The following is a 26,629-nucleotide window of genomic DNA, read 5'->3' as shown; positions in this document are numbered from 1 at the left end:
CCTGTGTCGCGTACATTCGTTCATCTTCGTATCCATTCGGAGTATTCGCTGGTCGATGGCCTGATCCGGATCAGGCCACTGATCGAGCGCGCGGCGGAAATGGGCATGCCCGCCATCGGGCTGACCGAACAGTCCAACATGTGCTCGCTGGTGAAGTTCTACGAGGGCACCACCAGCGCCGGTATCAAGCCCATCATTGGCGCGGATATCTGGCTGCGTAATCCCGAGGACCCGCACAAACCCTTCCGCATTACCCTGCTGGCACGCAACCAGACCGGCTTCGGCAACCTGACCGAGATCATCTCCCTGGGCTATACCGATGGCCTGGCCACCGGGATACCTCTGGTGGAGCGGGAGTGGATCGAACAGAGAGCGCAAGGCCTGCTCATGCTCTCCGGCGCCCGGGACGGGGACATCGGCCGGGCCATACTGGCCGGCAAGCAGGAACTGGCCGAGGAACGGGCCCGCTACTGGGCCGCCCTGTTCCCCGGCGCCTTCTATTTTGAGCTCCAACGCACCGGCCGCCCCTATGACGAGGACTGTGTGCACGGGCAGGTGGCTCTGGCCCAGATGCTGGAACTGCCGGTGGTGGCCACCAACGACGTCCACTTCCTGGAGGCTGATGACTTCGAGGCCCATGAGGCCCGGGTCTGTATCGGCGAGAGCAAGACCCTGGATGACCCCCGGCGTGAGCGGCGCTTCAGCGACCAGCAGTACCTCCGTTCCCAGGAGGAGATGATCGAGCTGTTCGAGGATATCCCGGAGGCGATCGACAATACCATTGAGATTGCGCGCCGGTGCACGGTCCCGGTCAAGCTGGGCGAGATCTCGCTGCCCCAGTACCCCATCCCGGAAGGGATGACCATGGATGAGTACTTCCGCAAGGTCTCGGAAGAGGGGCTTGAGAAGCGCCTTGAGCGCATCCTGGACCGCACGGATCCCAACTATGAAGAGAAGCGGGCGCGCTACTACGAACGCCTGGACTTCGAGCTCAACATCGTCAACCAGATGGGGTTCCCGGGCTACTTCCTGATCGTGATGGACTTCATCCAGTGGGCCAAGGACAACGGGGTGCCCGTGGGGCCGGGGCGCGGTTCCGGCGCGGGCTCGCTGGTGGCCTACGCGTTGCTGATCACCAACATCGACCCGATGCAGTACGATCTGCTGTTTGAGCGCTTCCTCAATCCGGAGCGTGTGTCCATGCCGGACTTCGACGTGGACTTCTGCATGGAAGGGCGCGACCGGGTCATCCACTATGTGTCCGAGCGCTACGGCAAGAATGCCGTCTCCCAGATCATCACGTTCGGAACCATGGCGGCCAAGGCCGTGGTGCGCGACGTCGCCCGGGTCCAGGGCAAGTCCTACGGGCTGGCGGACCGCATGTCCAAGCTCATTCCCTTCGATCCGGGAATGACCCTGGAACGGGCCCATGAGGAAGAAGAGCCGCTGCGCGAGTTCCTGGAGCAGGACGAGGAAGCCCAGGAAATATGGGAGATGGCGAAGAAGCTCGAGGGCATCTGCCGTAACGCCGGCAAGCACGCCGGCGGCGTGGTGATCGCGCCCACCAAGCTGACCGATTTCGCCCCGCTGTATTGTGAAGAAGACGGCGGCAGTGTCGTCACCCAGTTCGACAAGAACGACGTGGAGGAGGCCGGGCTGGTCAAGTTCGACTTCCTCGGCCTGCGGACCCTGACCATCATCGACTGGGCCCTGGCCATGGTGAACCGTCGCCGGCGCGAGCGCGGCGAGGCGGATATCGACATCGACGAGATTCCACTGGACGATCAGCCCTCCTTTGAGCTGCTCAAGAAGGCCGAGACCACGGCGGTCTTCCAGCTGGAATCACGCGGCATGAAGGACCTGATCCGGCGTCTTGAGCCCGCCAGCCTTGAGGACATGATCGCGCTGGTGGCCCTGTTCCGGCCCGGGCCGCTGCAGTCCGGCATGGTGGACGACTTCATCGACCGCAAGCACGGGCGCCAGCCCGAGGCCTACCCGCACCCGGATTTCCAGTACGACGGCCTCAAGCCGGTGCTTAAGCCCACCCATGGCATCATCCTCTATCAGGAGCAGGTGATGCAGATCGCCCAGGTCATGGCGGGCTTCTCCCTTGGCCAGGCGGACCTGCTGCGTCGGGCCATGGGCAAGAAGAAAGCCTCCGAGATGGAAAAGCAAAAGAAGGCGTTTCTCGAAGGCTGCGAAAACAACGGCATCAGCAAGGAACTGGCGGACAACATCTTCGATCTGGTGGAAAAGTTCGCCGGCTACGGCTTCAACAAGTCGCACTCGGCGGCCTACGCGCTGGTCTCCTACCAGACCCTGTGGCTCAAAGCCCATTACCCGGCGGAGTTCATGGCGGCGGTGCTGACCGCGGACATGCAGAACACCGACAAGGTGGTCACGCTGGTCGAGGAATGCCGCCGCATGGGGCTGGATCTGGTGCTGCCGGACGTGAACACCAGTGAGTTCAGCTTCACCGTCAATGATGATGGCCAGGTGGTCTACGGTCTTGGCGCGATCAAGGGCCTGGGTGAAGGGCCCATTGAAAGCATCACGGCGGCGCGCCAGGAAGACGGTGCCTTCCGCGACATGTTCGATTTCTGCGCACGCGTGGAGATGCGCAAGGTCAACAAGCGCGCCATCGAGGCACTGATCCGCGCCGGCGCCCTGGATAACCTGGGCCCGAGCCGGGCGAAGATGATGGCCAGTATCGACAAGGCCATCCAGCAGGCCGGCCAGCTCAGCCGCAATGCCAATGCCGGCATGGGCGACCTGTTCGGTGAGGATCTGGTCTCCACCGGGGATGAGAATCCCTTCGCGGATGTGGCCCACCTGCGCGAGTGGAGCGACAAGCAGCGCCTCCAGGCGGAGAAGGAAACCCTGGGGCTCTACCTGACGGGTCATCCCTTCGATGCCTACGAGAGCGAGGTCCGCCATTTCGTGCCCACGCCCATCGCCAACCTGCAGCAGGGCAAAGGCACCCAGCGGATTGCCGGCCTGGTGGTGGCGGTGCGCACCATGAAGAACCGCCGTGGCCAGCCCATGGCGTTCGTCACCCTGGACGATCGCAGCGCCCGCATTGAGGCGACCCTGTTCACGGACGCCTTCATGGAGTACAAGGATCTTCTGCAGGCGGACAATGTGCTGATCCTGGAAGGGCGCATCAGCTACGATGACTACAGCGGATCGCTCAAGATGACCGCGGACGGTGTGATGGACATCAATGCCGCCCGCCGCCAGTACAGCCACGGCATCCGCCTTGCGGTGGATCGGCCACAGTGCGCCAACGGCTTCCTGGATCATCTGGAGGAAGTGTTGCGGCCCTATCGCGGTAACGGCTGCCCGGTTAATCTGGCCTATTACAGCCCGGATGCGAGCACGCTGATCCGCCTGGGTGAGGACTGGCAGGTGCAGCCGGACGACGAACTGCTGTTGAGCCTGCGCCACCTGCTGGGCGACGATCGCGTGACTTTGGTATACGATGAATAAACGGTTGCAAGAAACAACAGATGGAGCGCCATGAACCCCCAATACCTGGATTTCGAACAGCCCATCGCCGAACTCGAGGACAAGATCGAGGAACTCCGTCTGGTCGGCAATGATGCCGACGTCAACATCTCGGAGGAGATCAACAGGCTCCGCAACAAGAGCATCAGCCTGACCGAGAGCATATTCGGCGACCTCAAGGCATGGGACATCGCGCGGCTGGCGCGCCATCCCCAGCGTCCCTACACCCTCGACTACATCAATGAAGTGTTCACGGATTTCGATGAACTCCACGGTGATCGCAGCTTTGCGGATGACCCGGCCATTGTGGGTGGCCTGGCACGGCTTGATGGCCGGCCGGTGATGGTCATCGGTCACCAGAAGGGGCGCGAGATCAAGGATAAGGTCCACCGCAATTTCGGCATGCCCAAACCCGAGGGTTACCGCAAGGCGGCCCGGCTCATGCGCATGGCCGAACGCTTCCAGCTGCCGCTGATCACACTGATCGACACGCCCGGCGCCTATCCCGGCATTGGTGCCGAGGAGCGCGGCCAGAGCGAGGCGATTGCCAATAACCTGGCACTGATGTCCCGGTTGCAGACGCCCATCATCTGCACCGTCATCGGTGAGGGCGGCTCAGGGGGCGCGCTGGCCATCGGCGTCGGTGACCGGCTCTGCATGCTCCAGTATTCCACCTATGCCGTCATCTCGCCCGAGGGCTGCGCGTCCATCCTGTGGAAGAGCGCCGACCACGCCGCGGACGCGGCCGCGGCCATGGGTGTGACCGCGGACCGGCTCAAGTCCCTGGGCGTCTCCGACCGGATCATTCCGGAGCCGCTGGGCGGTGCCCACCGCGACCAGTCCACCATGGGCGCAAGCCTGCGGGAGGCCCTGGTTGAGGAGCTGGACGCACTGGAGCAGCTCTCCATTTCCGAACTGGTCGAGCAGCGGTACGAGCGCCTGACCCGCTACGATGCCAGCAAGCAGTGAACCGCCGGCGCCGGAGGCCTGGCCCCAGGATCTGAACGGGGCCTTTCACAACCTGCCGGAAAGCCGTCGCTGGTGGGTTGCTTTCAGCGGCGGCTGCGATTCCACCTTTCTTCTCTACTGCCTGGCCGCGCTGGCGCCACGCCACAATGCCCATCTGCATGCCATTCATCTCCATCATGGTCTGAACGCGGCCGCGGATCAGTGGCAGCAGCACTGTGAGCGGGTCTGTGACGCGCTGGCTGTGCCGCTGGTGAGTGAGCGGCTGGCGCTTGATCCGGAGCAGCCGGATCTGGAGGCCCGGGCCAGAAACGCCCGGTATGAGTGCTTTGAGTCCCTGTTGGAACCAGGGGATCTCCTGTTCATGGCACACCATGGTGACGACCAGGCCGAGACCGTGTTGCTGCGGCTGTTGCGCGGCAGTGGCGTGCGTGGGCTGGCCGGGATGCCAGGGGAAAGGGAACTGGGCAGCGGTCGTCTCGTACGCCCCCTGCTGGGCATGGAAAGGCGGCGCATTGAGGCTCTGGCCCGTGACTGGGCGCTGGACTGGTGCGAGGACAGTTCCAACGGGGATACCCGCTTTGATCGCAACTACCTGCGCCACGAGATCATGCCGCGCCTGGAAGCGCGTTGGCCCCGAAGCGGCCGGCGCATGGGCCGCAGCGCTGAGCACTGCCGGCAAGCGGAGCAGCTGCTTTCGGAGCTGGCCGACATCGATGCCGTAAGCGCGGCCAGCGGGCAGGGCATCAGTGTCCAGGCACTGGGTCAGCTGAGCGGGCCCCGGCGCCAACAGTTGCTGCGTCATCTGCTGATCCGCCACGGTTGCCAGCCTCCGGGTGAACGGCGCCTGGCGTCCGGGCTGGAGGCACTGCTCCACGCGCCCGATGACGGTCAACCGGAACTGCGCGGGGAAGACTGGCGGGTCTGCCGTTTCCGGGATCAGCTCTGGCTGGTTCCGGATCTACCCGTGGTGGGCCGGGATGCGGCGGTTGAATGGTCTGTGGGCAACGATCTGGAGTGGTTCGGAACCCGGCTGTCCGCCGAGCGATATGAGGGAAGCGGCCTGGCTGTGAATGCGGGTGAGCGTTTCCGGATCCGGGCCCGCTCCGGCGGTGAGCGTTTCCGCCCCGGTCCCGGCCAGCCCCATCGCCCGTTGCGCAAGTGGCTGCAGGAGCAGCGCATTCCGCCCTGGGAACGGGCACACCTGCCGTTGGTATTCAGTGGCGGCGGGGAACTGGTGGCGATTGCGGATCTCTGGCTGGCGCCGGAGTGGCGCGCGGGGGAAGGGCAGACCGGCTGGCAGCCGGTCTGGCACCGCCCATGGCAACTGCTGAAGGCGGCGCCGTAACCTGGATTACTTGCGGCGCTTGAGCGCCCAGATTTCCAGCAGGGCCCATTCCTCGCCCGGGTAGTTGGAGCGCTCCAGCTCGGACATGAGCCGGTGGCGTGAGGCCATGCTGCCGACGAACTCAAAGCGCTCGAGCAGGATGCGCTTGGTGGCGTCCGCCGCTTCCAGTGCGAAGGGGTTGAGGAAGTTCACCAGCAGGTAGCCTTCGTCGTCGCCAGCGGCGAATTCATCCATCAGGCGTTCCACCGCGTGGGGCTCGAGATAGACCAGGGCCGCCGTGGAGATCAGGATATTGGCGTTCTTCATGGTCTTTTCGAGTTCCGCCTGGGTCGCGGCATCCGGCGTGTTCAGGTCAGCCTGGATGGTGTTGTCGTAGATGCCGGCGGACTGGCCGTAGGCCAGGGCGTTGGCGGAGATGTCGATGCCGGTGACACTGGCGTTGAAGCGGCGCGGCTGGGCCACTTTTTTGCAGGCTTCCGTGTCCTTCCAGTTCTCACGGATGCCGTTGAGATCCATACCGTTGATGGTTGCCATGGTGGTGTTGCCGAAGCATCCGGCGAGGTCAACAACATTGAGGGCACCACTGGCGGCCTTCTTCTCGGCCCAGGGCAGGATCAGTCGATCAAAGGTCTGGCGGTTGAAGTTGTCCGAGACGTAGTCGAGTTCGTCGAGGATGCGTTCCTTGAAGGGGACGGGCGTTTCCGCCACATAGATATCGTCAAAGTGCTGTTTTTTCTCGTCGGTTTTTACGCCTGAATCACTCATGCGCTCATTTCCATATTGCGAAAGGGGCGCTTATGATCGTTGGGGGTGGGGGACCGGGTCAAGTCGGCCAGGTGATAACAGCCTCCACCATCCCTTCCCGTGGATGCCGGAATTCGAACCGGGCATCGAATCGTTCCGTGATCGCACGCACGATGGTGAGCCCGAGACCGTCGCTGCGCTCGGGGTCTGCCGGCGCGTGGTCCCCGGCTGGATTGGTCACCGTCATTACGAGGTCCGTGCCGCTGCACTGGACCCTCAACTCGACCGTTTCCCCGTTGGTGCCGTGGCGCAGCGCATTCTCCAGCAGGTTGCGCAGGGCTGTTGAGGCCAGTGGCGCGGGAAGTGGCAGATCCGGGAGTGATGCCTCCGAATCGATGCGGATTCGATCACGCTCCGGCAGATCCGCAATGGCCTGATGGATCACTGTTTCCACGGCTGCCCGTTCATGGCCGTGTGCGCCCGCCCGTTCAACCCTGGCAAGCATCAGCAGCTGCTCGATGATGCGCTGCATGCGTTGGATGCCCGCTTGCGCCTGGTCCAGAGCCCGGCTGGCTTCGGGTGCCTGGCGTGCTGCTACCTGCAGGTTTGTCTTGATGGCGGTCAGTGGCGTGCGCAGTTCATGGGCCGCCTGACTGGCGAAGTGCTGTTCGCGCTGTATCGCCTCGTTCACCCTTGCCAGAAGATCATTCAGCGTTGAGACCACTGGCTGGAGTTCCGCCGGAGCTGATCCGATGTCCACGGGGGTGAGCATGGAGGGGCGGCGTCGGGAGACCTCACGGCTGAGTTGCTCAAGGGGCGCCAGACCCCGGCTTATGCCGAACCAGACCACGCCGATGCCGCCGGCAAGTGCCAGCGCAAAGGGGGCAACCAGCACCAGGAGAATGCCTTCGCGAAGCTCACCGCGCTCCGTCATGCGGTCCGCTGTAGTGATGTGCAGCCCGTTGTGCTCAAGGGTATAGAGACGCCAGCGTTCTCCGCTGATCATCGTGTTCCGGTAGCCGGGCTCGCGGGCGTCCAGGGCCTGGCTGTTGGCGCCTTCGGTGCGCACCAGCACCTCACCGCCGGCGGCCTGGATCTGGCAGGCCACGCCCTCGGACTCCGGCTGCACCAGCTCCGTATCACTTCGGGGGCTTTCCAGGAGTCCGGGCTGACGGGCGACCAGACCCGCGACCATCCGCGCGGAGGCTGCCAGGCGCTCATCCAGAGTATCGGAAACCTGGCTGCGCAGGTCGAGGAACAGCAGCGCAGCGGCGGATGCCCACAGAACCCCCAGGGCCAGCCCCACGCCCAGAACCAGTCGCCGTTTCAGCGTCATTGCGGTTCCCCGCTGTCATCGCCGGGTGGAGGGCCCAGCCGGTAACCCATGCCGCGGACCGTCTGGATCAGCTCCCGACCCAGTTTCTGGCGCAGGTGGTGAATGTGCACATTGAGAGCATTGCTGCCGATCTCGGTGTCCATGCCGTACAGGGCGTCCTTGAGCTGCTCTCCTGTCAGGATGCTGCCACCGGACCGCAGGAACTTTTCCAGCAGCAGGAGCTCCCTGCGCGGGAGGGTGACCGGTTCCCCGTTCATGGTGACCTCGCCGCGTTCCGGCATGAACCGCAGGCTGCCATGCTCGATCGCGGGCGTGGCGCGGCCGGATGCGCGGCGCAGCAGGGCCCGCAGCCGGGCGCTGAGCTCGTCCAGATCAAAGGGCTTGAGAACGTAGTCGTCCGCTCCGGATTCCAGCCCGGTCACCCGGTCATCCATGGCGTCCCTGGCCGTCAGTACCAGAACCGGCACGGTGACGCCCCGGGTCCGCCACTGGCGCAGCAGTTCAAGGCCATCCCCGTCCGGCAGGCCAAGATCCAGGATCACTATATCGGTGTTCACCGTCGCCATGGCGTGTTCCGCGCTCCTGGCACTGGTGACCCGGTCGACCACAAAGGAATCCATCTCCAGGCCGCTGACCAGACCGGAGGCCACCAGATCATCGTCCTCAATCAGCAACACATGCATCTTAATGCCCACTTAATCGGTACCCTGCACAATCCTGCCAGTTGCGTGAACAGCAGGGAGACAGAATGAGACACACCCAGTCAGCAGCGACGGTGATGGCAGCCCTGTTCCTGATGCTTGCCGGCATGATACCGGTTCAGGCGGCCATTGATCAGTCGGATTTTCTATCCCCGGAGGAGGCGTTCCAGTACGAGCTGGTTCCCGACGGTGATCAGTACCGTCTGGCGTGGGATATTGCGGATGATTACTACCTCTACCGCAAACGTATGACCGTGAGCGGCCAGGACGCTGAGCCCGCGAGCGTGAGCTACCCGGAAGGCGAGATCATCACCGACGAGTATTTCGGGGAGTCCGAGGTCTATTACGGTCAGGCCGAGGTGCTGATTGACCCGGGGGAAGCCCGCACCCTGGAGCTGAGCTGGCAGGGCTGCGCGGACGAGGGCCTGTGCTATCCGCCCCAGAGTGCCACTGTGACACTGGAGGGAAAAACGGCCAGTCCCGGTGACGGTGATGGCGGGAATCCCAACGCTGAACAGGCTGGCGGGGCAGCACCACAAGCGGAGGATGAATACCTGGCCAGCAGCCTCGCGGACAGCAGCCTGGCCTGGAATCTGGTCCTGTTCTTCGGGCTGGGCCTGCTTCTGGTCTTCACGCCCTGTGTGCTGCCAATGGTTCCCATCCTGTCCGCGGTGATTGTGGGCAGCCAGGCGGCGCGCGGCCGGGCGTTCTGGCTGTCGCTGACTTTCGTGGTCACCATGGCAGCAACCTATGCGGTGCTTGGGGCAGCGGCGGGGCTGATCGGTGCCAATCTTCAGGCCGCGTTCCAGGTGCCGCTGTTCATCGGTGGCCTGGCGGTGCTCTTCGTGCTGCTGGCACTGTCGATGTTCGGCGTTTATGAGCTTCAGTTGCCGGCCTTTATCCGGGAGCGTCTTGAGGCGATGAACGGTCGCCAGACGGGCGGCCATCTGGGTGGTGCGGCGCTGATGGGCTTCTTTTCGGCCCTGCTGGCGAGCCCCTGTATGACCGCGCCGCTGGCGGGCGCTCTGTTGTACATCGCCGAGTCCGGTGACGCGCTCAACGGCGGTCTGGGCCTGTTCGCCCTGGGGCTGGGCATGGGCGCGCCGTTGGTGGCATTCGGCACCCTTGGAGCGAGTTTCCTCCCGAAACCCGGCAGCTGGATGAACGGCGTCAAGGCGGTGTTCGGGGTGATTCTTCTGGGTACCGCTGTCTGGTTCCTGGAGCGTATCCTGCCTGATCATGTAGTCATGGCACTCTGGGGCGTTCTGGCGGTCATTGTCTCGGCTCTGGCGCTGAATGCAGTGCGCCATGCCGCCCTTGCTGAACCAGCACGGGCTCTGGCAGCGGCGTTGGCACTGGTGGTGGGTCTCTGGGGCGCTCTGATGCTGGTCGGCGCGGCTGGCGGCGGCAGTGCCCTGTACTCCCCGCTGACACCCTTTGTGGGGGGCGGTGAGCCCGCCGGTGACACCGGAGAAACCGATGATGGGATGGCCGGTTTCGAGGTGATCAAGTCACCTTCGGACCTGGATCAGGCGGTGGCCCGTGCCGGAGAGCAGGGGCGGTGGACCCTGCTGGAGTTCTATGCGGACTGGTGCATCACCTGCGAGGTGATCGAGGAAGAGGTCTTCGGTGATCCCAGGGTCCAGAAGGCGCTGGCGGATGTGCAGCTGCTCCAGGCGGACGTCACCGCCAACGACCGCACGGATCAGGCACTGATGGATGAACTGAAGGTGGTGGGACCGCCCACGATCATGCTGATCGGCCCGGATGGGCAGGAGCGCCGTGGCTATCGTGTCACCGGCGAGATCAGCAGCGAGGCCTTCCTGGAAAGGCTTTCCGCTACGGGCGCGTCGTCACTGTGAAGGAGGTATTGATGTCATCAATCGCCGTGGGGCCGCTGAGCCTTCCGGTTGCCCAGGTCCTGATGATCGTGGCCTTTGCAGTGGCGCTGTTTGCCGGAGCCGTGGCAGGGCGCCGTGAGCAGGTGAGCGTGGGCGGGCCGCTGACGGATATTCTGCTCTGGTCGCTGGTCTGTGCGCGGATTGGTTTCGTGGTGCTCTACTTTGATCACTACCGGGATGACCCGCTGGGCATCATCGATATCCGCGACGGCGGCTTCCATCTGGTTTCCGGCCTGATCGGCTGTGTCGCGGTAACCGCCTGGCAGCTCTGGCGTCATCCGGCGCTGCGCCAGGCGCTCGGGATTGCGGTGACCGTCGGTGTGCTGGTCTGGGCGCTTCCCTTTGGTCTGATCAAGCTGATGCAGGTCCAGGGGCAGGGGATTCCGGATTTGACGGTGGAATCACGCGAAGGCAGTGAGCGGCCACTGGCGTCATTGGCGGACGGCCGCCCCATGGTGGTCAACCTCTGGGCCTCTTGGTGCCCTCCCTGTGTGCGTGAGATGCCGGTGCTGGAAGATGCTCAGGAAAGCCACGGGGATATCGCCTTTGTGTTCGTCAATCAGGGGGAAGGTACACCGACCATCAACAGTTTCCTTGATGAACATGACCTGACGCTGCGCAACGTGGTCCTGGACCGCAGGCGCGAGGTGGCTTCCAATACCGGCAGCCAGGGGCTGCCCACGACGCTTTTCTACAACGCATCCGGGCAGCTGGTGACCGTCCATCATGGTGAGCTCTCCAGCGCGACCCTCGCGGATAACCTTTCCGAATTCGAAACCGACAAAGGAGATAACAACCAATGAGTCCCCTCAACACCGGAGCCTACCGGCTTGCCGCCGGCCTCCTGCTGATCCTGGCTCTGGCTCTGCCGGCCCACGCCCAGCAGCAGACCATGGATGGCGACGCCATCTGGCAGACCCTGGAGGACAGCAACTGGGTGCAGGACGGCGCTGATGACGCGGACAGGATCATCTACACCTTCACCGATCCCAACTGCCCCTACTGCGATCAGTTCCGCGAACAGGCCGCGCCCTGGATCGAAGCGGGCCGAGTCCAGCTGCGTCACATCATGGTCGGGATCATCAAGCGCAGCAGCACGCCCAAGGCGGCCACGATTCTCGGCAGCGAGGATCCTGAAGCGAAACTGGCGGAAAACCGGAAAGCCTATGAAAGTGGCGGGATCGAGCCCGACGAGGCGCTCGTGAAGGAAGCGGAAGGCCAGGTCCGGGAGAACAACTTCCTGATGCGGGACCTGGGCGCCAGGGCCACGCCCACCACCATCTATTGGGATGGGAATGGCGAACTGGCGGCCAAGCAGGGTGCACCCCGGCCCCGGGAAATGCCCGCGATCATGGGCAGCCAGAAGCCGGAGTGACCAGCATCAGTGCTGTGGCACGACCAGGATCTTGCCGTCGCGCTCGCCCGAGGCGGCGGCCGCCACGGCCTGCTTGATGTCGCTGACATCGTATTCGGCGGCAATCGGAGCCTTCAGGGCGCCGCTGGCGATCTGGCGGGTTACTTCGCTGTAGATGGCCATCTGCTGGTCACGGCCAGCCTGGCTGAACCAGCGTGACAGCCAGAAGCCGCGCAGCGAGATGTCACGGAAGACCACGTTCGCCGGCGACATCTGGCATGGCTGGCCGCTCATCATGCCGTAGTTGACCACGGGGGAGCCGGCGGTCAGGCAGTTGGCCAGATGGTCGGTAGCGTCACCGCCCACGGCATCGATGCCCAGACGGATGTCGGCGCCGCCCGTGGCTTCCTTCACGCGTTTGTGGAGGTCGGGACCGTCCACCAGGGTGACGTCGCCGCCCTGGGCCGCAACACCGGCCACGGCGGATTCGCGCCGGACCACGTTAACGGTGTGCAGTCCCTTCTGGGCCGCCAGCCGGATCAGGTAGCCACCAACGCCCGAATTGGCGGCGTTCTGGATGACCCAGTCGCCTTCCTTCAGATCCACGAACTCCTGCAGCATGAGCAGGGCGGTGGGTGGGTTGATGGTCATCATGCTGAGCTGCTTCGGGTCCGCGTCATTGGGCAGCGGTACCAGGTCCTTCGCCTCTGCCAGAACATGGCTGGACCAGGTCCCGGATCCCACCGGCAGAAGCACGGTCTGGCCCTGGTCGAGGCCGGAAACGCCGTCACCGGCCTCGGCGACGCGGCCAACTCCCTCATTGCCGCCGACCGCCGGCAGCTCTGGCAGGATGCCGTAGTCGCCGGTCAGGGTAAGGACATCGGACGGGTTGATGGGCGCCGCCAGCACCTCTAGCAGCACCTGGCCACTGCCGGGTTTCGGGGTTTCTTCGGAAACGGCTTCAATAACGTCCTGGGGGACGGGGCCGCGACTGCTGTATTGCGCCTTGAGCATGGGGATGCTCCCTGCTGGTGTGTGTGTTGTTCAGCGTATTCCGTTGTACTCTCATGTAAAGCGCATGGATTGCCGACCGGGGTCACCAGTGGCATCTTCGACCAAGGTCGGACGCAAAATGGACGCGGGAAGCGTACAATGGGTCCCCGGAAACCGGAGCGAAGCCGGGTCTTTCGGTGATCCGCAAAGGCAGACTCGCCGGACGTCTATTATGATGGGGGCTGAGCAAGTTCCGATCCGAGCACCGAACACTGCCAAAGGAGTCCTCCGTGAAAGCATTCTTCCATCCCTCGCAGAACCGGCACCGTCCGCTGACCTACCTCACGCGCGGCAAGATGCGTCCGCCGCAGGAGATTCCAGAGCGCACGCCGGAGCTGCTCACGGGCCTGGAGAACGTGGGCATGCAGGTTGCGGAGCCTGTGGATCACGGCATGGCTCCCATCGGGGCGGTGCATGACCTCGGGTATCTGCGTTTCCTGGAGTCCGCGCACCGGCGCTGGCCGGAGGACTGGGGCGAGGAAGTCATGTCCAACATTTTCGTGCGCGCCCCTAACCACATGCACGGCATCCTGGCCGAATGCGCCCGCTACCAGGCGGACGGCAGCTGCCCCATCGGCGAGGGGACCTGGGAAGCGGCCTACTGGTCGGCCCAGAGTGCGCTTTCCGGGGCGGATGAACTGCTTGGTGGTGAGCAGCGCGCCTATGCCATGTCGCGCCCGCCGGGTCACCACGCGCGGCGCGACGCCGCAGGCGGCTTCTGCTACCTGAACAACGCGGCCATTGCCGCCCAGGCCCTGCGCAGCCGCTTCCAGCGCGTGGCCATCCTGGATCCGGACATGCATCACGGTCAGGGCATCCAGGAGATCTTCTACGACCGCGACGATGTGCTCTATATCTCCATCCATGGCGATACCACCAATTTCTACCCGGTGGTCAGCGGCCATGAGACCGAGCGCGGCGAAGGCGCGGGCTTCGGTTACAACATCAACATGCCCATGCCACACGGCTCCCCGGAGTCGACCTTCTTTGAGCGTCTGGAAGAGGCGCGCAGCGCCATCCGCCTGTTTGACGCGGACGTGCTGGTCGTCTCGCTCGGCTTTGACGTCTATCAGGACGACCCGCAGGCGAAAGTGGCAGTCTCGCAGAGCGGCTTCGAGCGCATGGGCGGGCTGATCAGCGAGCTGGGCCTGCCCACGCTCGTGGTCCAGGAAGGCGGCTACCACCTGGAGTCGCTGGCGGACAACGCAACGGCTTTCTTCACCGGGCTGAAGTGACGCCGCCCGGTGTCATCTACAAACGGGAGGCGCGCAATTGCCCTCCCGCCACAACGCTGAAGGACAGAGGCACTCATGACAGATAAACAGCCAACCATCACCTATACCGAGACCGACGAAGCACCTGCGCTGGCCACCTACTCCTTTCTGCCCATTGTCAGGGCCTTTGTCTCGCCCGCAGGCATCAAGGTCGAATCCTCCGACATCTCCCTTGCCTCCCGTATCCTTGCCCAGTTCCCCGATTACCTCCCGAAGGACAAGCAGGTTCCGGATTACCTGCAGCAGCTCGGGGAGCTGACCCAGGACCCGAATGCCAACATCATCAAGACGCCCAACATCAGCGCCTCCGTCCCGCAGCTTCGGGCGGCCGTCAAGGAGCTGCAGGAAAAAGGCTACCCGCTGCCGGAGTACCCGGAGAACCCCCAGACCGATGACGAGAAGGCCCTCAAGGACCGCTACGCCAAGGTGCTGGGAAGCAACGTGAACCCCGTACTGCGCCAGGGCAACTCCGACCGCCGTGCGTCCAACGCGGTCAAGGAGTACGCCAAGAAGCATCCGCACCGCATGGGCAAGTGGAGCCAGGCCTCGCGCACCCACGTGGCGCACATGCGCAAGGGCGACTTCTACCACAGTGAACAGTCGACCACCATGGAGAAAGCGGGCAATGTCCGCATCCAGCTGGAAGGCAAGGAAACCGGCAAGACCACGGTCCTCAAGGACAGCGTGCCGGTGCTGGAAGGCGAGGTCATCGACGGCATGTTCATGAGCGTGGCTCAGCTGCGCCAGTTCCTGGAAGAGGAGATCGAGGGGGCACGCCGTGCCGGCCTTCTGTTCTCGCTGCACGTGAAGGCGACGATGATGAAGGTCTCGCACCCGATCGTGTTCGGCCACGCCGTGACCGTCTACTTCAAGGACGTGTTCGAGAAGCACAGGGAACTGTTCGAGAAGATCGGGGTGAACCCGAACGATGGTATGAGCCACCTGTACCAGAAGATCCAGGACCTCTCTTTCTCCGAGCGTTCCGAGATCGAGGAGGACATCCGGGACTGCTTCATCAACCGCCCGGAGATGGCGATGGTCGACGCCGACCGGGGCATCTCCAACCTGCACACGCCCAGTGACGTGATCGTGGATGCCTCCATGCCCGCCATGATCCGCGATGGTGGCAAGATGTGGGGTACGGACGGCAAGCTCAAGGACACCAAGGCGGTCATCCCCGAGAGCACCTACGCCACCATCTACCAGGAAGTGATCAACTTCTGTAAGCACCACGATGCCTTCGATCCCAGCACCATCGGCACCGTGCCCAACGTGGGTCTGATGGCCCAGAAGGCCGAGGAATACGGCTCCCACGACAAGACCTTTGAGCTGCCGGAAGACGGCATCGTCCGCGTGGTGGACGACGACGGCAACACCGTCTTCGAGCACGAGGTTGAGAAAGGCGACATCTGGCGCATGTGCCAGACCAAGGACGAGCCGATCCGTGACTGGGTCCGCCTCGCGGTTGAACGTTCCCGCGCCAGTGGCATGCCGGCGGTGTTCTGGCTGGATCCGGAGCGGGCCCACGACGCCCAGCTCATCCAGAAGGTGGAACACTACCTCAAGGAGCACGATACCGAGGGTCTGGATATCCGCATCATGGGCTATGACCGGGCCATCCGCTGGACCATGGAGCGCATGGTCCGTGGCAAGGACACCATCTCGGTGACCGGCAACGTGCTGCGTGACTACCTCACGGACCTGTTCCCGATCATCGAGCTGGGCACCAGCGCCAAGATGCTCTCGGTGGTTCCGCTGCTCAAGGGCGGTGGCCTGTTCGAGACCGGTGCCGGTGGCTCCGCGCCGCGCCACGTGCAGCAGTTCCTGGAAGAGGATCACCTGCGCTGGGACTCCATGGGTGAGTTCATGGCCATGATGGTCTCCCTCGAGCACATGGGCGACAAGCAGGGCAATCCGCGTGCCGCGGTGCTGTCGCAGACCCTGGACCGGGCCACGGCCCGCTTCCTGGAGGAGGACCGCTCGCCCTCGCGCAAGTCTGGTGAGCTGGACAACCGGGGCAGCCACGTCTGGCTGGCGCGGTACTGGGCCGAGGAACTGGCGAACCAGGATGAGGACAAGGACCTGAAAGAGCACTTCCAGAAGATGTCGAAGAAGCTGGAAGACAACGCCGATCAGATCCTGCAGGAACTGATCGACATCCAGGGGCAGTCCGTGGACATTGATGGCTACTATTACCCGGATGCCCAGAAGATCAAGCAGGCCATGCGGCCCAGCGAGACCCTGAACGCCATCATCGACGAGTTCGTGGACTGATATGAGCGAAGTGTCCGTCCCCGAGACCATGGCGGCGATGCAGCTGATGGGCCACGGGGGTGTGGATCAGCTGCAGTACCACACGGATGTAGCCACACCGCGCCCGGCACCGGGCGAGGTGCTGGTGAAGGTCAGTGCCACGGCCAAGAACAACACCGACCGTAAGGCCCGCGAGGGCCTGTACCCCACGAAGGACAAAGAGGAGGTGGCCTCGTTCGCCATGGGCGGCGAGCCCACGCTCACCTTTCCCCGTATCCAGGGGGCCGATGTGGCTGGCCGTGTTGTGGCCGTGGGCGAAGGAGTGAATGAGGGCCGCGTCGGTGAACGCGGCCTTCTTGATTTCAACCTCTATCCGGATGACCGCCGCGACATCAACCTGACGCCGGACTACTATGGTCACGGCGCCGATGGTGGTTTCGCCGAGTACATCGCGGTGCCCTCGGACCAGTTCCACCGGGTGGACAATCCGGAGCTGGCGGATGCCGAACTCGCGGCCCTGGGCATGTGTTCCTACCAGACGGCAGTGCACATGCTGAACGTGGCCGGTGTGACCGCGGGTGAGCGGGTCCTTGTGACCGGCGCCAGTGGCGGTGTGGGTACGGCCCTGATCCAGCTCTGTCGCATCATGGGCGCCATTCCCTATGCCCTCAGCCAGCAGGAGAAGGCTCCGGCGCTGAAGGAGCTGGGTGCCGAGGCGGTACTGGACCGTTCGGACATGGAGAGCTTCACGGACAGGGTTATGGCCGAGACCGGTGGCGAGCCCATCGACGCGGTCATGGACCTGGCCGGTGGCACGATGACTGACCGATTCATCGACACCATGATCACGGACATGACCCGCCGAAGCACCTATCCACGGCTCAGTATTGCCGGTGCCAGCGCCGGTAACGTCAGTGAGGTGCTGTGGACGCGGATCTACCTGTACCAGGTCCAGATTTTCGGGGTGTCCCACGGGACCCGCGAGGAGGCGGAGCAGCTGGTGGCCTGGATCCGGTCCGGGCAGCTGAAACCCGTCCTGCATGGGGCCTTCCGGCTTTCGGCGCTGCGTGAGGCGGAGGAATACTTCGTCAATCGCGGCAGTGGTTACCTGGGCAAGATCGTCATCGTTCCCGACAGCGAGTGGGACGCGCAGGGTGCGCCCTACGCCATTGAGGCCCAATCATGAGCAATGACCTGACCCTGCGGTTGATGGACACCCATGCCGGCGGGGACGTAAGCCGGATCGTGACCGGTGGTATCGCACCACTGCCCGGCAGTACCGTGCGCGAGCAGATGGAGTACCTGCAACGGGACGCGGACGGCCTGCGTAAGCTGCTGCTGTTCGAGCCCTACGGGATCCCGGAGATGTCCGTGGACCTGCTGGTCCCGCCTGCGGACCCGCAGGCAGCGGCCGGCTACATCATCATGGAGGTAATGGGCTACCCCATCTACTCCGGCTCCAACACCATCTGCACCGCCACCGCCGTGCTCGAGCAGGGGATCGTTCCCAAGCAGGAGGGCACCCAGCGGTTCCAGCTGGAGGCGCCGGCGGGCCTGGTCCAGGTGGAAGCCCGGGTGGAGAACGGTGTGGTCGAGGCCATTACCTGTGAAGGGCTGCCCAGCTACATCGACAGCTACCGTCATACCATCCATGTGCCCTCACTGGGCGACGTCACCTACAGCGTGGCCTACAGTGGCGGTTTCTATGCGCTGGTGGACGCCACCGACCTGGGCTTTGACCTGACGCTGGACGAAGAGGATGACCTCTCGGACTGCGCCCATCGCATCGTCGAGGCCATCCAGGCGGAGCGGGGCTTTTCCCATTACACCCTCGGGGACGTGGGGCCGTTGCCGTTCCTGCACTTCATGGGTCCGGTGGAGCAGGTGGCGGACAATTTCTACCGCTCCCGCTCCACCACCTATGTGCATCCGGGAGTGATCTGTCGCAGCACGACCGGCACTGGCACCTCTGCACGCCTGGCGCTGATGCACTACGAAGGCCGTATTCAGCCCGGTGACCGTCTTGAGACGGTCTCCCTGCGCGAGACCGGTTTCATCGGCAATTTCACCGGCGTCCACCAGGAAGGCCCGCACCAGGTGGTGGAGAACACCATCACCGGCAAGAGCTACGTGCTGGCCCACTCGGACATCGTGGTGAACTGTGATGACCCCATGGTCGAGTGCAGCGGGCTGCAGCACATCGTGTCGTCTTAGGTTCCGGTGGTCTGGGCGTTGCGGCGATAACTGCTGAACCGGCCCAGAACCTCCGCCATCCGATCATCATCCAGAAGCACCGGTTCGCCGATGGGCAGGAGCTGCCCGTAGCTGCGGGCCAGGTGCTCCACTTCCTGCGCCAACTCCAGTGCCGCAGCTGGTGTGTCCGCCAGTGCCACCTGCCCATGGTTGGCCATCAGGCAGGCATCCCGGTCCGCGAGCCCCTGGGCCACGTGCTGCGCCAGCTCTTCTGTGCCGAAGGTAGCGTAGGGGATGCAGGGGATGTCCGTGCCACCGGCCACCGCAACCATGTAATGGAAGGGGGGAATGCGGCGGTGCAGACAGGCCAGGCTCATGGCCCAGGGAGAGTGCACGTGGATAACGGCACCGGCATCCGGGCGCTGGCGATAGATGGCGGCATGGAAAGAGGCCTCGCTGGAGGGTTTGAGAGGGCCGCGCCAGCGGCCATCCAGGTCGGTTTCCACCAGGTGTTCCGGCGTGATGTCGTCGAAATGGCATCCGGAGGCCGTGATCAGCATGCCATCGCCGCAACGGGCGCTGACATTGCCGGACCGGCCCTGATTGAGGCCCGTGGCGTTCATTGCCCGGGCTGTGTCTACAAGCTGTGCGTCCAGAGTCATGACGCACACTTTCCCTGATCGACCGGTGGCGTTCAAGAGCCGCCGGGAGCCTTTTCGGTATCCGGGTCATCCAGGCTGACCACGTAGACGTGATTGCGCCCGTGCTCCTTGGCGCCGTAGCAGGCCCGGTCGGCGGCCTCCATGACGGATTCCGGATCCCCGTGATGACTGCGGATCTCGGTAACGCCGATGGAAGCGCTCAGCCTGAAAGTGATACTGCCGGAGCTGAAGATGTGATCCGCGATCCGTTGCCGCAGTTCCTCGGCAAGGCGTTCGGCCACATCCACGGGGCAGTAGGTGAAGATGAGGGCAAACTCATCGCCACCCAGGCGGGCCAGGATATCGCCTTCGCGCAGCTGGGCGCGGATGATCCGGCACAGCTGGATGAGACAGTCATCCCCGGCCTGGTGGCCGTGGGTGTCATTGATCTCCTTGAAATAGTCCAGGTCCACAAAACACAGGGCATGGCGACTGCGTTCGTAACCGGTGTTCTCCAGGCAGATGGCCAGACGGTTGAGGAATTCCCGGCGGTTGATGGCCCCGGTCAGTGAGTCGTGGCTGGCCTCATAGCTGAGCTTCTCCACCTGGCTCCGGTGGTGGGAAATGTCGTCCACCACCACGATATAGTCCGCGATACGGCCGCGGTGGTCGCGTACCGCGCTGAAGGTGAATTCCAGCCAGAGCGGCGTACCGTCCTCCCGGGTCCAGGGTTCATCGCGGGTCAGAGTCCATGTGCCGTGACGCAGGACCCTGTGGCGCAGGCTGGGCATATCCAGGGCGGTTTCGCCTTCATTGAGCAGCAGAAGCTGGTCCAGCTGCATGCCTTCCAGGGAATCCTGGGGATAACCCAGGGTCTGGGCGAAGCGCTGGTTGGCCGAGCGGATGATGCCGGAAAGCGAAAGCCGGGCCATGCCCACGGCTGCGTGTTCCAGTGTGGTGCGCAGCTCATCCTCGGTCCGGGCCATGCGCCTTGCGGCACTGACGAACAGCATTGTCACCAGCACGCCGGCCAGCGCCAGAACCGTGGCCACGGTCAGCAGGAGGAGCCCGTTCAGGGTGCGGTCGATGCGGCCCAGGCTCGAGGAGAAGTCGGACTCCATGGCCACCAGCTCCTGGTTGATGCGGTCGACCTCGTCCCGGAGATTGGGGTATTCGGCGCTGTCGATCTCGTCCTCCGACAGCAGCGTCAGGATCTCCTCGAGACGAAGGATATGCGGGTCCGCATCCCGCCAGATCTGCAGTGGGGAATGGAACAGGCTCGAATACCCCATGTAGCGGTACACGTTGATCAGACGGGGAATGTCATCGGCATGGCTCCCCCCCTCCCGGAACATCTCGGCAGCGCGCTGGGCCTTCATGGGCGATGCGGTCATCGCCTGGCGTGCCTTGCGGTAGGCCAGCGGCGTTACCAGGCCCTCGCGGGCCTGGTTCAGGTGTGCCGGGTCGTCGGTCTCTGTGTATCGGTTCAGGTGGTAGACGGCGGCCTGCCGCCCCTTGGACCAGAGGCTTTCTCCGGTCGCGTAGGCGCGCACCCCGGTCTTGAACTCAATCAGGGCCGTGGCGGCCCCGAACGCCAGAACCAGCAGCAGGACGATAGAGCCCAGCCCTACCCGCATCAGGGTATGAGAAGACTGGGCCTGGTAGCCGCCGGACATCACCATTGCCAAACCTCCCTGTTGGTTTGGTCGCAAGCCTCAATTCAGCCTACTCCCGAATGGCTGTCAGCGCCGATTACAGAGTGTGAGCATCGTCACCATCCCTGTGACGGAATGTAGCGCAGAGACCGGCGGCTGGTTCAGGCGCCGGGATGGCGCAGCAGATCATGCAGGACGAGGCCGGCATCGATGCCGTCGTCCCCGAACTCGATGCCGTCATCCATGTCCAGCAGGGTGCCGGCACGCTGGCGGCGCAGCAGGTCATGGGCCCATTCGGGGGTGCGCGGGTCATCCTCCTCGCGGCGCAGATCCTCCATCAGCATCTCGGAGGCCTCGGGCGGCAGCCAGTGGAGAACGGGGCGGCGCTGTGCGCAGGCCAGGCGGTAGACGGCGGGGCCGGCGATCCTGTCCCAGCGCACCGGTTCAATGCGCACCCCCATGGCTTCCAGAAGGCGCCGGGCGCTGCGGGTCAGCCTGCTCTGCAGGATAAGGGTGTCCAGGCCAGCGGTTTCAGCGCTGGTGTGTATACCGGCGGTATGAACGGATTCGGGATTGGAATGGATGGTAGCTTCCAACACGGGCTTCTCCTTGAGTCTTTCAGAGGATTATTGGAGAAGCCAACGCGGAGTCGAAACGGAGGGTAGGGGCACGGGATGGTAGTGGTGCAGTGCCCTTTCCGACCTTTCACCCTTGACGCGAAGGCTCCAGTCTCTGTTCCGAGGAGGTAATCGGGCTTAGTGGCGGAACCACCATACCGTTGCGCGACAGCCCCGGATTCTCACCGGAGTTCCCCTCGCTGCGGAACGCGACCAATGTAGGTCAGCAGGGCGACCCAAAGCAAGTGGTAGCGGAATGAATAAACGGCAATTGGTCGTGACTTTCAGTGCCGGAAGGCTCTGGGTAGGATAGGGGCGACATCCGTAAAGGGAGTAGTGTAATGCGCACAGGCAAGCAGTTCGCAGGCGTGTTTCTGGCAGGTGTGATGCTCGTGGCTGCCGGTTGCGCCAGTGTCGGCAAAGACTTTGCCACTCACAAGGTGGAAGAGATCAATGTCGGCGAGACGACCCGCTCGGACATTGAAGCCATGTTCGGCGATCCGTGGCGCACTGGTCTCGAAGACGGCAAGCGGACCTGGACCTATGCCAAGTACCGCTGGTCCGCCTTCCGTGAAGCGGAAACCACGGACCTGGTGGTGCGTTTCAACGAGGACGGCACGGTCGACTCCTACGTCTACAACACCACCCAGTAACCCTGAACGGGCCCAGACGGGCCCGTTACTGCTTCAGGGTATTCAGGACCGCTTTCGCGGTTTCCTCGGATGAGGCCGGATTCTGGCCGGTTACCAGTCTGCCGTCGCGGACCACGAACGAACTCCAGTCATCCCCGCAGCGGTAATCCGCGCCATTGGCCTCCAGCATGTCCTCCACCAGGAAGGGCACGACCTCGGAAAGACCCACTGCTTCCTCTTCGGTATTGGTGAAACCGGTTGCCTCCCGGCCCTTGACCAGCGGTTCGCCGTTCGCACCCTTAACGTGCCGGAAGACACCAGGGGCGTGGCAGACAGCACCGATCACCTTGTCCTGTCTGGCGGCGTTCTCGATCAGACGGATGCTGTCGGCGTCCTCCGCCAGGTCCCAGAGCGGGCCGTGGCCGCCTGGGTAGAAGACGGCATCGAACCCGTCGATCGACAGGTCCGAGAGTTTCTGTGTCGTCGCGAGCGCTGTTTTCGCGTCCTCATCCGTCTGGAAGCGGCGAGTGGTCTCGGTCTGGGCATCGTCCGCCTCGCTGTTGGGGTCAACCGGAGGCTGACCGCCCGCGGGGCTGGCCAGTGTCACCTCGGCTCCGGCATCGCGGAATGCGTAGTAGGGTGCCGTGAACTCTTCCAGCCAGAAACCGGTCTTGTGGCCGGTGTTGCCCATGTCGCTGTGCGATGTCAGGACCATCAGGATCTTCATGGGTTTCCCCCTGTCTGTTCGTGTGGGTGATCACGCTGTGGTGATGTACGGATCCCGTCAGTGGGATCGGGGCTGGCTACGGGCGGTTAATGGGCTATGCTCTCCCCGGACCCGGGTCCAAAGGAAGCCGGACACAGAAAAGGACGCCCAACCATGCTGATCATTCCGCTCCATAAAGCTGTTTCGCGGAAGAACTTTCCGCTCGTAACCCTGTTGCTGGTAATCCTGAATGGTGCCGTGTTCGCCATCTTTCAAGGTGGCGACACCAAAGTCATGCAGCAGGCGGCCTCGTACTATCAGGAGAGTGGCCTCGAGAAGCGGGAGTGGGCCTGGCTGGAGGAGTTCGTTCCCGGCTATGAAATGGAATTCCGCAACCAGATGGAACAGCTCGACAGGGCGGCGGAGAATGATGTGGCAGCCCGGCGCATCGCGCTTGCCCGCTCGCGCATGGTGGAATCCCATCCGGATTTCCTGCCGGCGCTGCGATCCGGCGACATCATTGACCCGGACAGCGACCGGTATGCCGACTGGCAGGCCGACAGGGCCGAGTTCGAACGGCTCATGGACCAGAGCTTTACGCGCCAGTACATGATGCACTATGACGATGTGGAGCCGGTGACCCTGCTCAGCCACATGTTCCTGCACGGTGGTGTGGGGCACCTGGTCGGTAACATGCTGTTCCTGTTGCTGCTGGGCATTCTGGTGGAAGGCGCGCTCGGGCCGGGTCTGTTCCTGACGGCCTACCTGGTGGCGGGGCTTGGAGGCTCGGCCCTGTCCCTGGCGGTCCACTGGGGCACACCAACCGGCATGCTCGGGGCGTCGGGCGCCATTGCTGGGCTCATGGGGCTGTTCACCGTCCTCTACGGGCGTCTCAGGGTGCGCTTCTTCTACTGGGTCTGGGTCTATTTCGATTATGTGCGTGCGCCCGCCATTGTGCTTCTGCCGGTATGGCTGGGCTGGGAGCTGCTGCAGTTCCTGCTGGCGGAGGGCAGCAATGTGGCCTATGAGGCCCATGCGGGCGGTATCGCCACCGGCGCCCTGATCGCCGCCGGTGTGCGGGCCCTGGGGTGGCAGCGTGATGGGTTCCTGCAGGAGGAGTCCCATCGCGAGGATGACCGGGAGGCACTGGAAGCGGCCCGGCAGGACCTGGCCGCCCTGAACGTGACGCGCGCCAAACACCGGCTCCGGCCCCTGCTGGAGCGTAACGCCGACGATACCGCCGTACTGGAGAGCTGGTATCACGCCTGTAAGATCCAGAAAGAGGACCCGGATCTGCACGACGCCGCCGGCCGCATCCTGGCCCTGCCCGGGGATAGCGCCGAGGAGCGTGCGCTGGTCATGGAAACCTTTGCGGATTACCGCCAGCGCGCCAACCTGAAGCTTACAGCCAGCCAGGTCACGGATCTGTGCTGCCGTCTGTTGCGCTGGGAGGCGCTGGAGGAGGGGCTGCTGCTACTGGACCGCTTGCTGCGGCTGAAGAAGACACCGGAGGAACTGCCCCGGGCCTGCCTGATCGCCGCCCAGCAGCTGCGGCGCCAGGGCCGGAGCGACGATGCCCGGCCCTACATGGAGGCCGTGCAGCGGCTGACCAGTGATCCGGCCATGATGCGGGCGCTGCGCCAGATCCAGGACTGAGCCCGCCCGGGCAGGGCGGGTCAGCTTGTCGCGATGCGTTCCGCCCGCTCTGCCAGTTCATCCACCCGTTCGCGCAGTTCATGGTCCGGGAAGTGCTTCTGGAGCTGGCGGAGGATCCTGAGTGCCTTCTGTTCATCACCCCGGCCCTCGAACAGCGCCTTGGCGCCGAGGAAGTAGTTCTCCGGCAGGTGGGGGTGCTTCGGGTTCTGCTTGCCGAAGGGGCTGGTCAGGCGGATGACCAGCTCATGGTGGTCGTACTGGTCCGCGAGGCGGGCCAGGTCGCGCACCTGTTTCGGGTGTTCCGGCTGGAAGCTGGCATCAACGCGCAGCGCTTCCTCGGCGATGCTCATGGCTTTCTTGGGCTGTTCCAGCCCGTAGAGAAGGGTGGAGATGTATTCCCGGGAGTGGGCAAGCAGCTCATCCGTGCGGCCCTGGAGGCGCAGCAGTTTCCGGTAGCGCTCGTGCTCTTCCGGCTGGAGGCCGCTCTGGCGGAGCTCCTTCTGCAGGCGCTCAATCGCCTCGTCCACGCTGCCTTCCGCCACCAGGCCTTCCACCTCCTGGAGCAGTGGGCTGAGGTCTGGGTTGGCGGCACGGGCCCGGTCAGCGGCGGTGACCTCCTGTTCCACGCCCAGCATGTCATGGTGCTGGTAAACCAGGTAGCCCATCAGGTGAAAGGAGGCGATGAGAAAGTAGCCGCCAATCAGGAATACCCCGACATGGCCTGCCAGGCTGGGCCCGAACAGGCCCGCCACCAGGGATTCCGCCATGCCCTGACTGACCGAGAGCATGAACAGCAGCAGCGAGGCGATGAAGTAGGGAAAGCCCACCGAGCGCATGATGCCGACCCAGGTGCCCGGGTTGAGTGCCGACATCAGGCTGTTGCTCATGGCCAGGGTGATGATGGCCGCCGGCAGCGCCAGTACGATGAAAATGGCAGCAGCCGCGACCAGTGTCAGGGAGCCGGTGACAATCGCAATGCCGGTAACCGCGAACCCCAGGACCACGAAGAGCACGAAGGTTTTCACCAGCACCCAGCTGTTGCTCTTGCGCTGGATCTCGGGTGGATCCATCCAGCCCCGGGCAGTGGCCTCGAGCACGTCATAGGCGAATTTGTAGAGCACCACCCAGGCGGCGATCACCAGGATAAGGCCAAGAAGCGGGACCACCATCCCGATCAGGTAGAGTATGGCGGCGAGCCCGAGCGTGGTCAGGCAGGCGGTTTTGAAAGGGTAGCCGAAGATCTGTGGCAGACGTTCCCAGACCGGGGGTACCCGGCCGCTGTCCCTGGCAATTGAACTCATGGATCCTCCGTGGATATTCCTGATTTTGAGGGTATGCCCTGTCCGTACTGACCGACTGGGTCATCGAACGTTGATAGGAAGATAGAATGTCCGACGCTGGACGGCAAATCAGCCGGCGTCGAGTCGTTTCTCGAGCACCAGGAACCACAGATCGGCCACTCTGGGTTCGCCGAAGCGTGGGGACTCGGGGAATGGGGCGGTTTCGCCGGTGCGTGTGAACCCCAGGGATTCGTACCAGCGCAGCAGCTCTGAGCGCTGATGGAGGACACGGATGCGCAGTGTACGGCAGCCCAGGCGTGAACGGGCGGTCTGTTCCGCATCCGTGACCAGGCGCCGGCCAAGCCCCTCGCCCTGGTGCTCCGGTGCCACGGCAAGCATGCCCAGTTCCGCGGTGTTGGCATCCAGGTGCTCAATCTGTTGGGTACCGACAAGGGTGTCGCCCTGCCATGCCAGCCGGAACAGGGACTCCGCCAGCAGTTCCCGGATCATCGGGGCATCGGTGCGCTGGCCGCCCAGAAGGTCGGCCTCCGTGGTCCAGCCCTGGCGGCTGATGTCGCCGCGGTAGGCGCTGTTCACGCGTTCGGCGATGGCATCAGCGTCATCCGGGGTGGCATCGCGCAGTAGCGGTTCACTGGCACCGTTCAGAAGCTCATGGGCCCGTGAGAAATCCACGCCGCCGCTGAGTTCCCCGGGTTCATACCGGAAGCCGCAGCCGGAGCGGCGCATGGCCGGCTCGCGGATGGCACCCGGGCTGGGGCGTGTATCGTCCTCATCACTCATGGTCGCCTTTC

General features: G+C 64.0%; 22 protein-coding genes. 12 read left to right on the top strand and 10 right to left on the bottom strand.

The window, feature by feature from the left end; all coding sequences use genetic code 11:
* Positions 1-3 precede the first annotated feature (3 nt).
* From dnaE to tilS, 3 genes are read left to right on the top strand one after another with little or no spacing between them, the layout of a single operon-like run.
* Positions 4-3,489: a DNA polymerase III subunit alpha gene (dnaE, locus tag GLW01_RS07135; protein WP_160898632.1), complete on the top strand. Its 3,486-nt coding sequence runs from the start codon at positions 4-6 to the stop codon at positions 3,487-3,489.
* 30 nt (positions 3,490-3,519) lie between these two features.
* Entirely contained in the window at positions 3,520-4,476 is a 957-nt protein-coding gene (gene accA / locus GLW01_RS07130) for an acetyl-CoA carboxylase carboxyl transferase subunit alpha (RefSeq protein ID WP_160898631.1), read from the top strand.
* Positions 4,460-5,821, top strand: coding sequence for a tRNA lysidine(34) synthetase TilS (gene tilS / locus GLW01_RS07125; RefSeq protein WP_160898630.1), 1,362 nt, complete (start codon positions 4,460-4,462; stop codon positions 5,819-5,821). The genes accA and tilS overlap by 17 nt, the downstream gene beginning before the upstream one ends.
* Positions 5,822-5,827: 6 nt before the next feature.
* Here the strand turns inward: tilS and GLW01_RS07120 are convergent, their stop codons facing one another.
* From GLW01_RS07120 to GLW01_RS07110, 3 genes are read right to left on the bottom strand one after another with little or no spacing between them, the layout of a single operon-like run.
* The gene (locus GLW01_RS07120; RefSeq protein ID WP_151440894.1) at positions 5,828-6,586 is read right to left on the bottom strand and encodes a class I SAM-dependent methyltransferase; all 759 of its coding nucleotides are present in this window, start codon (positions 6,584-6,586) and stop codon (positions 5,828-5,830) included.
* Between the two features lie 58 nt (positions 6,587-6,644).
* Positions 6,645-7,901, bottom strand: coding sequence for a histidine kinase dimerization/phospho-acceptor domain-containing protein (locus GLW01_RS07115; RefSeq protein ID WP_151440895.1), 1,257 nt, complete (start codon positions 7,899-7,901; stop codon positions 6,645-6,647).
* The gene (locus GLW01_RS07110) at positions 7,898-8,584 is read right to left on the bottom strand and encodes a response regulator (protein ID WP_151440950.1); all 687 of its coding nucleotides are present in this window, start codon (positions 8,582-8,584) and stop codon (positions 7,898-7,900) included. Before GLW01_RS07110 ends, GLW01_RS07115 begins: the two co-directional genes overlap by 4 nt.
* 65 nt (positions 8,585-8,649) lie before the next feature.
* On the opposite strand from GLW01_RS07110, the gene dsbD reads away from it, so the two are divergent.
* Genes dsbD through dsbG form a run of 3 tightly spaced genes read left to right on the top strand, consistent with a single transcriptional unit; the run spans position 8,650 to position 11,878 of the window.
* Entirely contained in the window at positions 8,650-10,464 is a 1,815-nt protein-coding gene (gene dsbD / locus GLW01_RS07105) for a protein-disulfide reductase DsbD (RefSeq protein ID WP_160898629.1), read from the top strand.
* A gap of 11 nt (positions 10,465-10,475) precedes the next feature.
* Positions 10,476-11,306 carry a TlpA disulfide reductase family protein gene (locus GLW01_RS07100; protein ID WP_160898628.1) on the top strand — a complete coding sequence of 277 codons (831 nt, stop codon included), beginning with the start codon at positions 10,476-10,478 and terminating at the stop codon, positions 11,304-11,306.
* Entirely contained in the window at positions 11,303-11,878 is a 576-nt protein-coding gene (gene dsbG, locus GLW01_RS07095) for a thiol:disulfide interchange protein DsbG (protein WP_160898627.1), read from the top strand. The genes GLW01_RS07100 and dsbG overlap by 4 nt, the downstream gene beginning before the upstream one ends.
* A gap of 6 nt (positions 11,879-11,884) precedes the next feature.
* On the opposite strand, the gene GLW01_RS07090 is transcribed toward dsbG, so the two are convergent.
* On the bottom strand, positions 11,885-12,871 hold the full coding sequence (locus GLW01_RS07090) for a zinc-dependent alcohol dehydrogenase family protein (RefSeq protein ID WP_160898626.1): 987 nt from the start codon (positions 12,869-12,871) through the stop codon (positions 11,885-11,887).
* Between the two features lie 269 nt (positions 12,872-13,140).
* Between GLW01_RS07090 and GLW01_RS07085 the strand changes: the two genes are divergently transcribed.
* The 4 genes from GLW01_RS07085 (at position 13,141) to GLW01_RS07070 (ending at position 18,651) form a co-directional block, all read left to right on the top strand.
* Complete coding sequence (locus tag GLW01_RS07085) at positions 13,141-14,145, top strand: histone deacetylase family protein (protein WP_151440900.1); 1,005 nt, start codon at positions 13,141-13,143, stop codon at positions 14,143-14,145.
* A gap of 75 nt (positions 14,146-14,220) precedes the next feature.
* Positions 14,221-16,458, top strand: a complete 2,238-nt coding sequence (locus tag GLW01_RS07080) for an NADP-dependent isocitrate dehydrogenase (protein ID WP_151440901.1) — start codon at positions 14,221-14,223, stop codon at positions 16,456-16,458.
* 1 nt (position 16,459) lies between these two features.
* A complete protein-coding gene (locus GLW01_RS07075) occupies positions 16,460-17,623 on the top strand; it encodes a zinc-binding dehydrogenase (protein ID WP_151440902.1) in 1,164 nt (387 codons plus the stop codon).
* Complete coding sequence (locus GLW01_RS07070) at positions 17,620-18,651, top strand: proline racemase family protein (protein WP_151440903.1); 1,032 nt, start codon at positions 17,620-17,622, stop codon at positions 18,649-18,651. Before GLW01_RS07075 ends, GLW01_RS07070 begins: the two co-directional genes overlap by 4 nt.
* Here GLW01_RS07070 and GLW01_RS07065 read toward each other — a convergent pair.
* The 3 genes from GLW01_RS07065 to GLW01_RS07055 all read right to left on the bottom strand — a co-directional run bounded on the left by GLW01_RS07065 (position 18,648) and on the right by GLW01_RS07055 (position 21,525).
* Positions 18,648-19,292 (bottom strand): class II aldolase/adducin family protein, encoded by a 645-nt coding sequence (locus tag GLW01_RS07065; protein WP_160898625.1) that lies wholly within the window; start codon positions 19,290-19,292, stop codon positions 18,648-18,650. The two genes, GLW01_RS07070 and GLW01_RS07065, sit on opposite strands and share 4 nt — an antisense overlap.
* 32 nt (positions 19,293-19,324) lie before the next feature.
* Positions 19,325-20,953 (bottom strand): GGDEF domain-containing protein, encoded by a 1,629-nt coding sequence (locus tag GLW01_RS07060; protein WP_160898624.1) that lies wholly within the window; start codon positions 20,951-20,953, stop codon positions 19,325-19,327.
* A gap of 134 nt (positions 20,954-21,087) precedes the next feature.
* Positions 21,088-21,525, bottom strand: a complete 438-nt coding sequence (locus tag GLW01_RS07055) for a hypothetical protein (protein ID WP_151440906.1) — start codon at positions 21,523-21,525, stop codon at positions 21,088-21,090.
* Between the two features lie 359 nt (positions 21,526-21,884).
* Here GLW01_RS07055 and bamE point away from each other — a divergent pair, with 359 nt between their 5' ends.
* A complete protein-coding gene (bamE, locus tag GLW01_RS07050) occupies positions 21,885-22,196 on the top strand; it encodes an outer membrane protein assembly factor BamE domain-containing protein (protein WP_192497356.1) in 312 nt (103 codons plus the stop codon).
* Between the two features lie 25 nt (positions 22,197-22,221).
* On the opposite strand, the gene GLW01_RS07045 is transcribed toward bamE, so the two are convergent.
* Complete coding sequence (locus GLW01_RS07045) at positions 22,222-22,902, bottom strand: type 1 glutamine amidotransferase domain-containing protein (RefSeq protein WP_151440907.1); 681 nt, start codon at positions 22,900-22,902, stop codon at positions 22,222-22,224.
* A 153-nt stretch (positions 22,903-23,055) separates the two neighbouring features.
* Here GLW01_RS07045 and GLW01_RS07040 point away from each other — a divergent pair, with 153 nt between their 5' ends.
* On the top strand, positions 23,056-24,537 hold the full coding sequence (locus tag GLW01_RS07040; protein WP_160898623.1) for a rhomboid family intramembrane serine protease: 1,482 nt from the start codon (positions 23,056-23,058) through the stop codon (positions 24,535-24,537).
* Positions 24,538-24,557: 20 nt separating this feature from the next.
* On the opposite strand, the gene GLW01_RS07035 is transcribed toward GLW01_RS07040, so the two are convergent.
* Positions 24,558-25,838, bottom strand: a complete 1,281-nt coding sequence (locus GLW01_RS07035; RefSeq protein WP_151440909.1) for a DUF4013 domain-containing protein — start codon at positions 25,836-25,838, stop codon at positions 24,558-24,560.
* A 108-nt stretch (positions 25,839-25,946) separates the two neighbouring features.
* Positions 25,947-26,618 (bottom strand): GNAT family N-acetyltransferase, encoded by a 672-nt coding sequence (locus tag GLW01_RS07030; RefSeq protein ID WP_202405607.1) that lies wholly within the window; start codon positions 26,616-26,618, stop codon positions 25,947-25,949.
* Positions 26,619-26,629: the final 11 nt, after the last annotated feature.

The sequence above is a fragment of the Vreelandella halophila genome, assembly GCF_009856365.1.
GTDB lineage: Bacteria > Pseudomonadota > Gammaproteobacteria > Pseudomonadales > Oleiphilaceae > Halospina > Halospina utahensis_B.
This window is presented reverse-complemented; position numbering and strand designations above follow the sequence as displayed.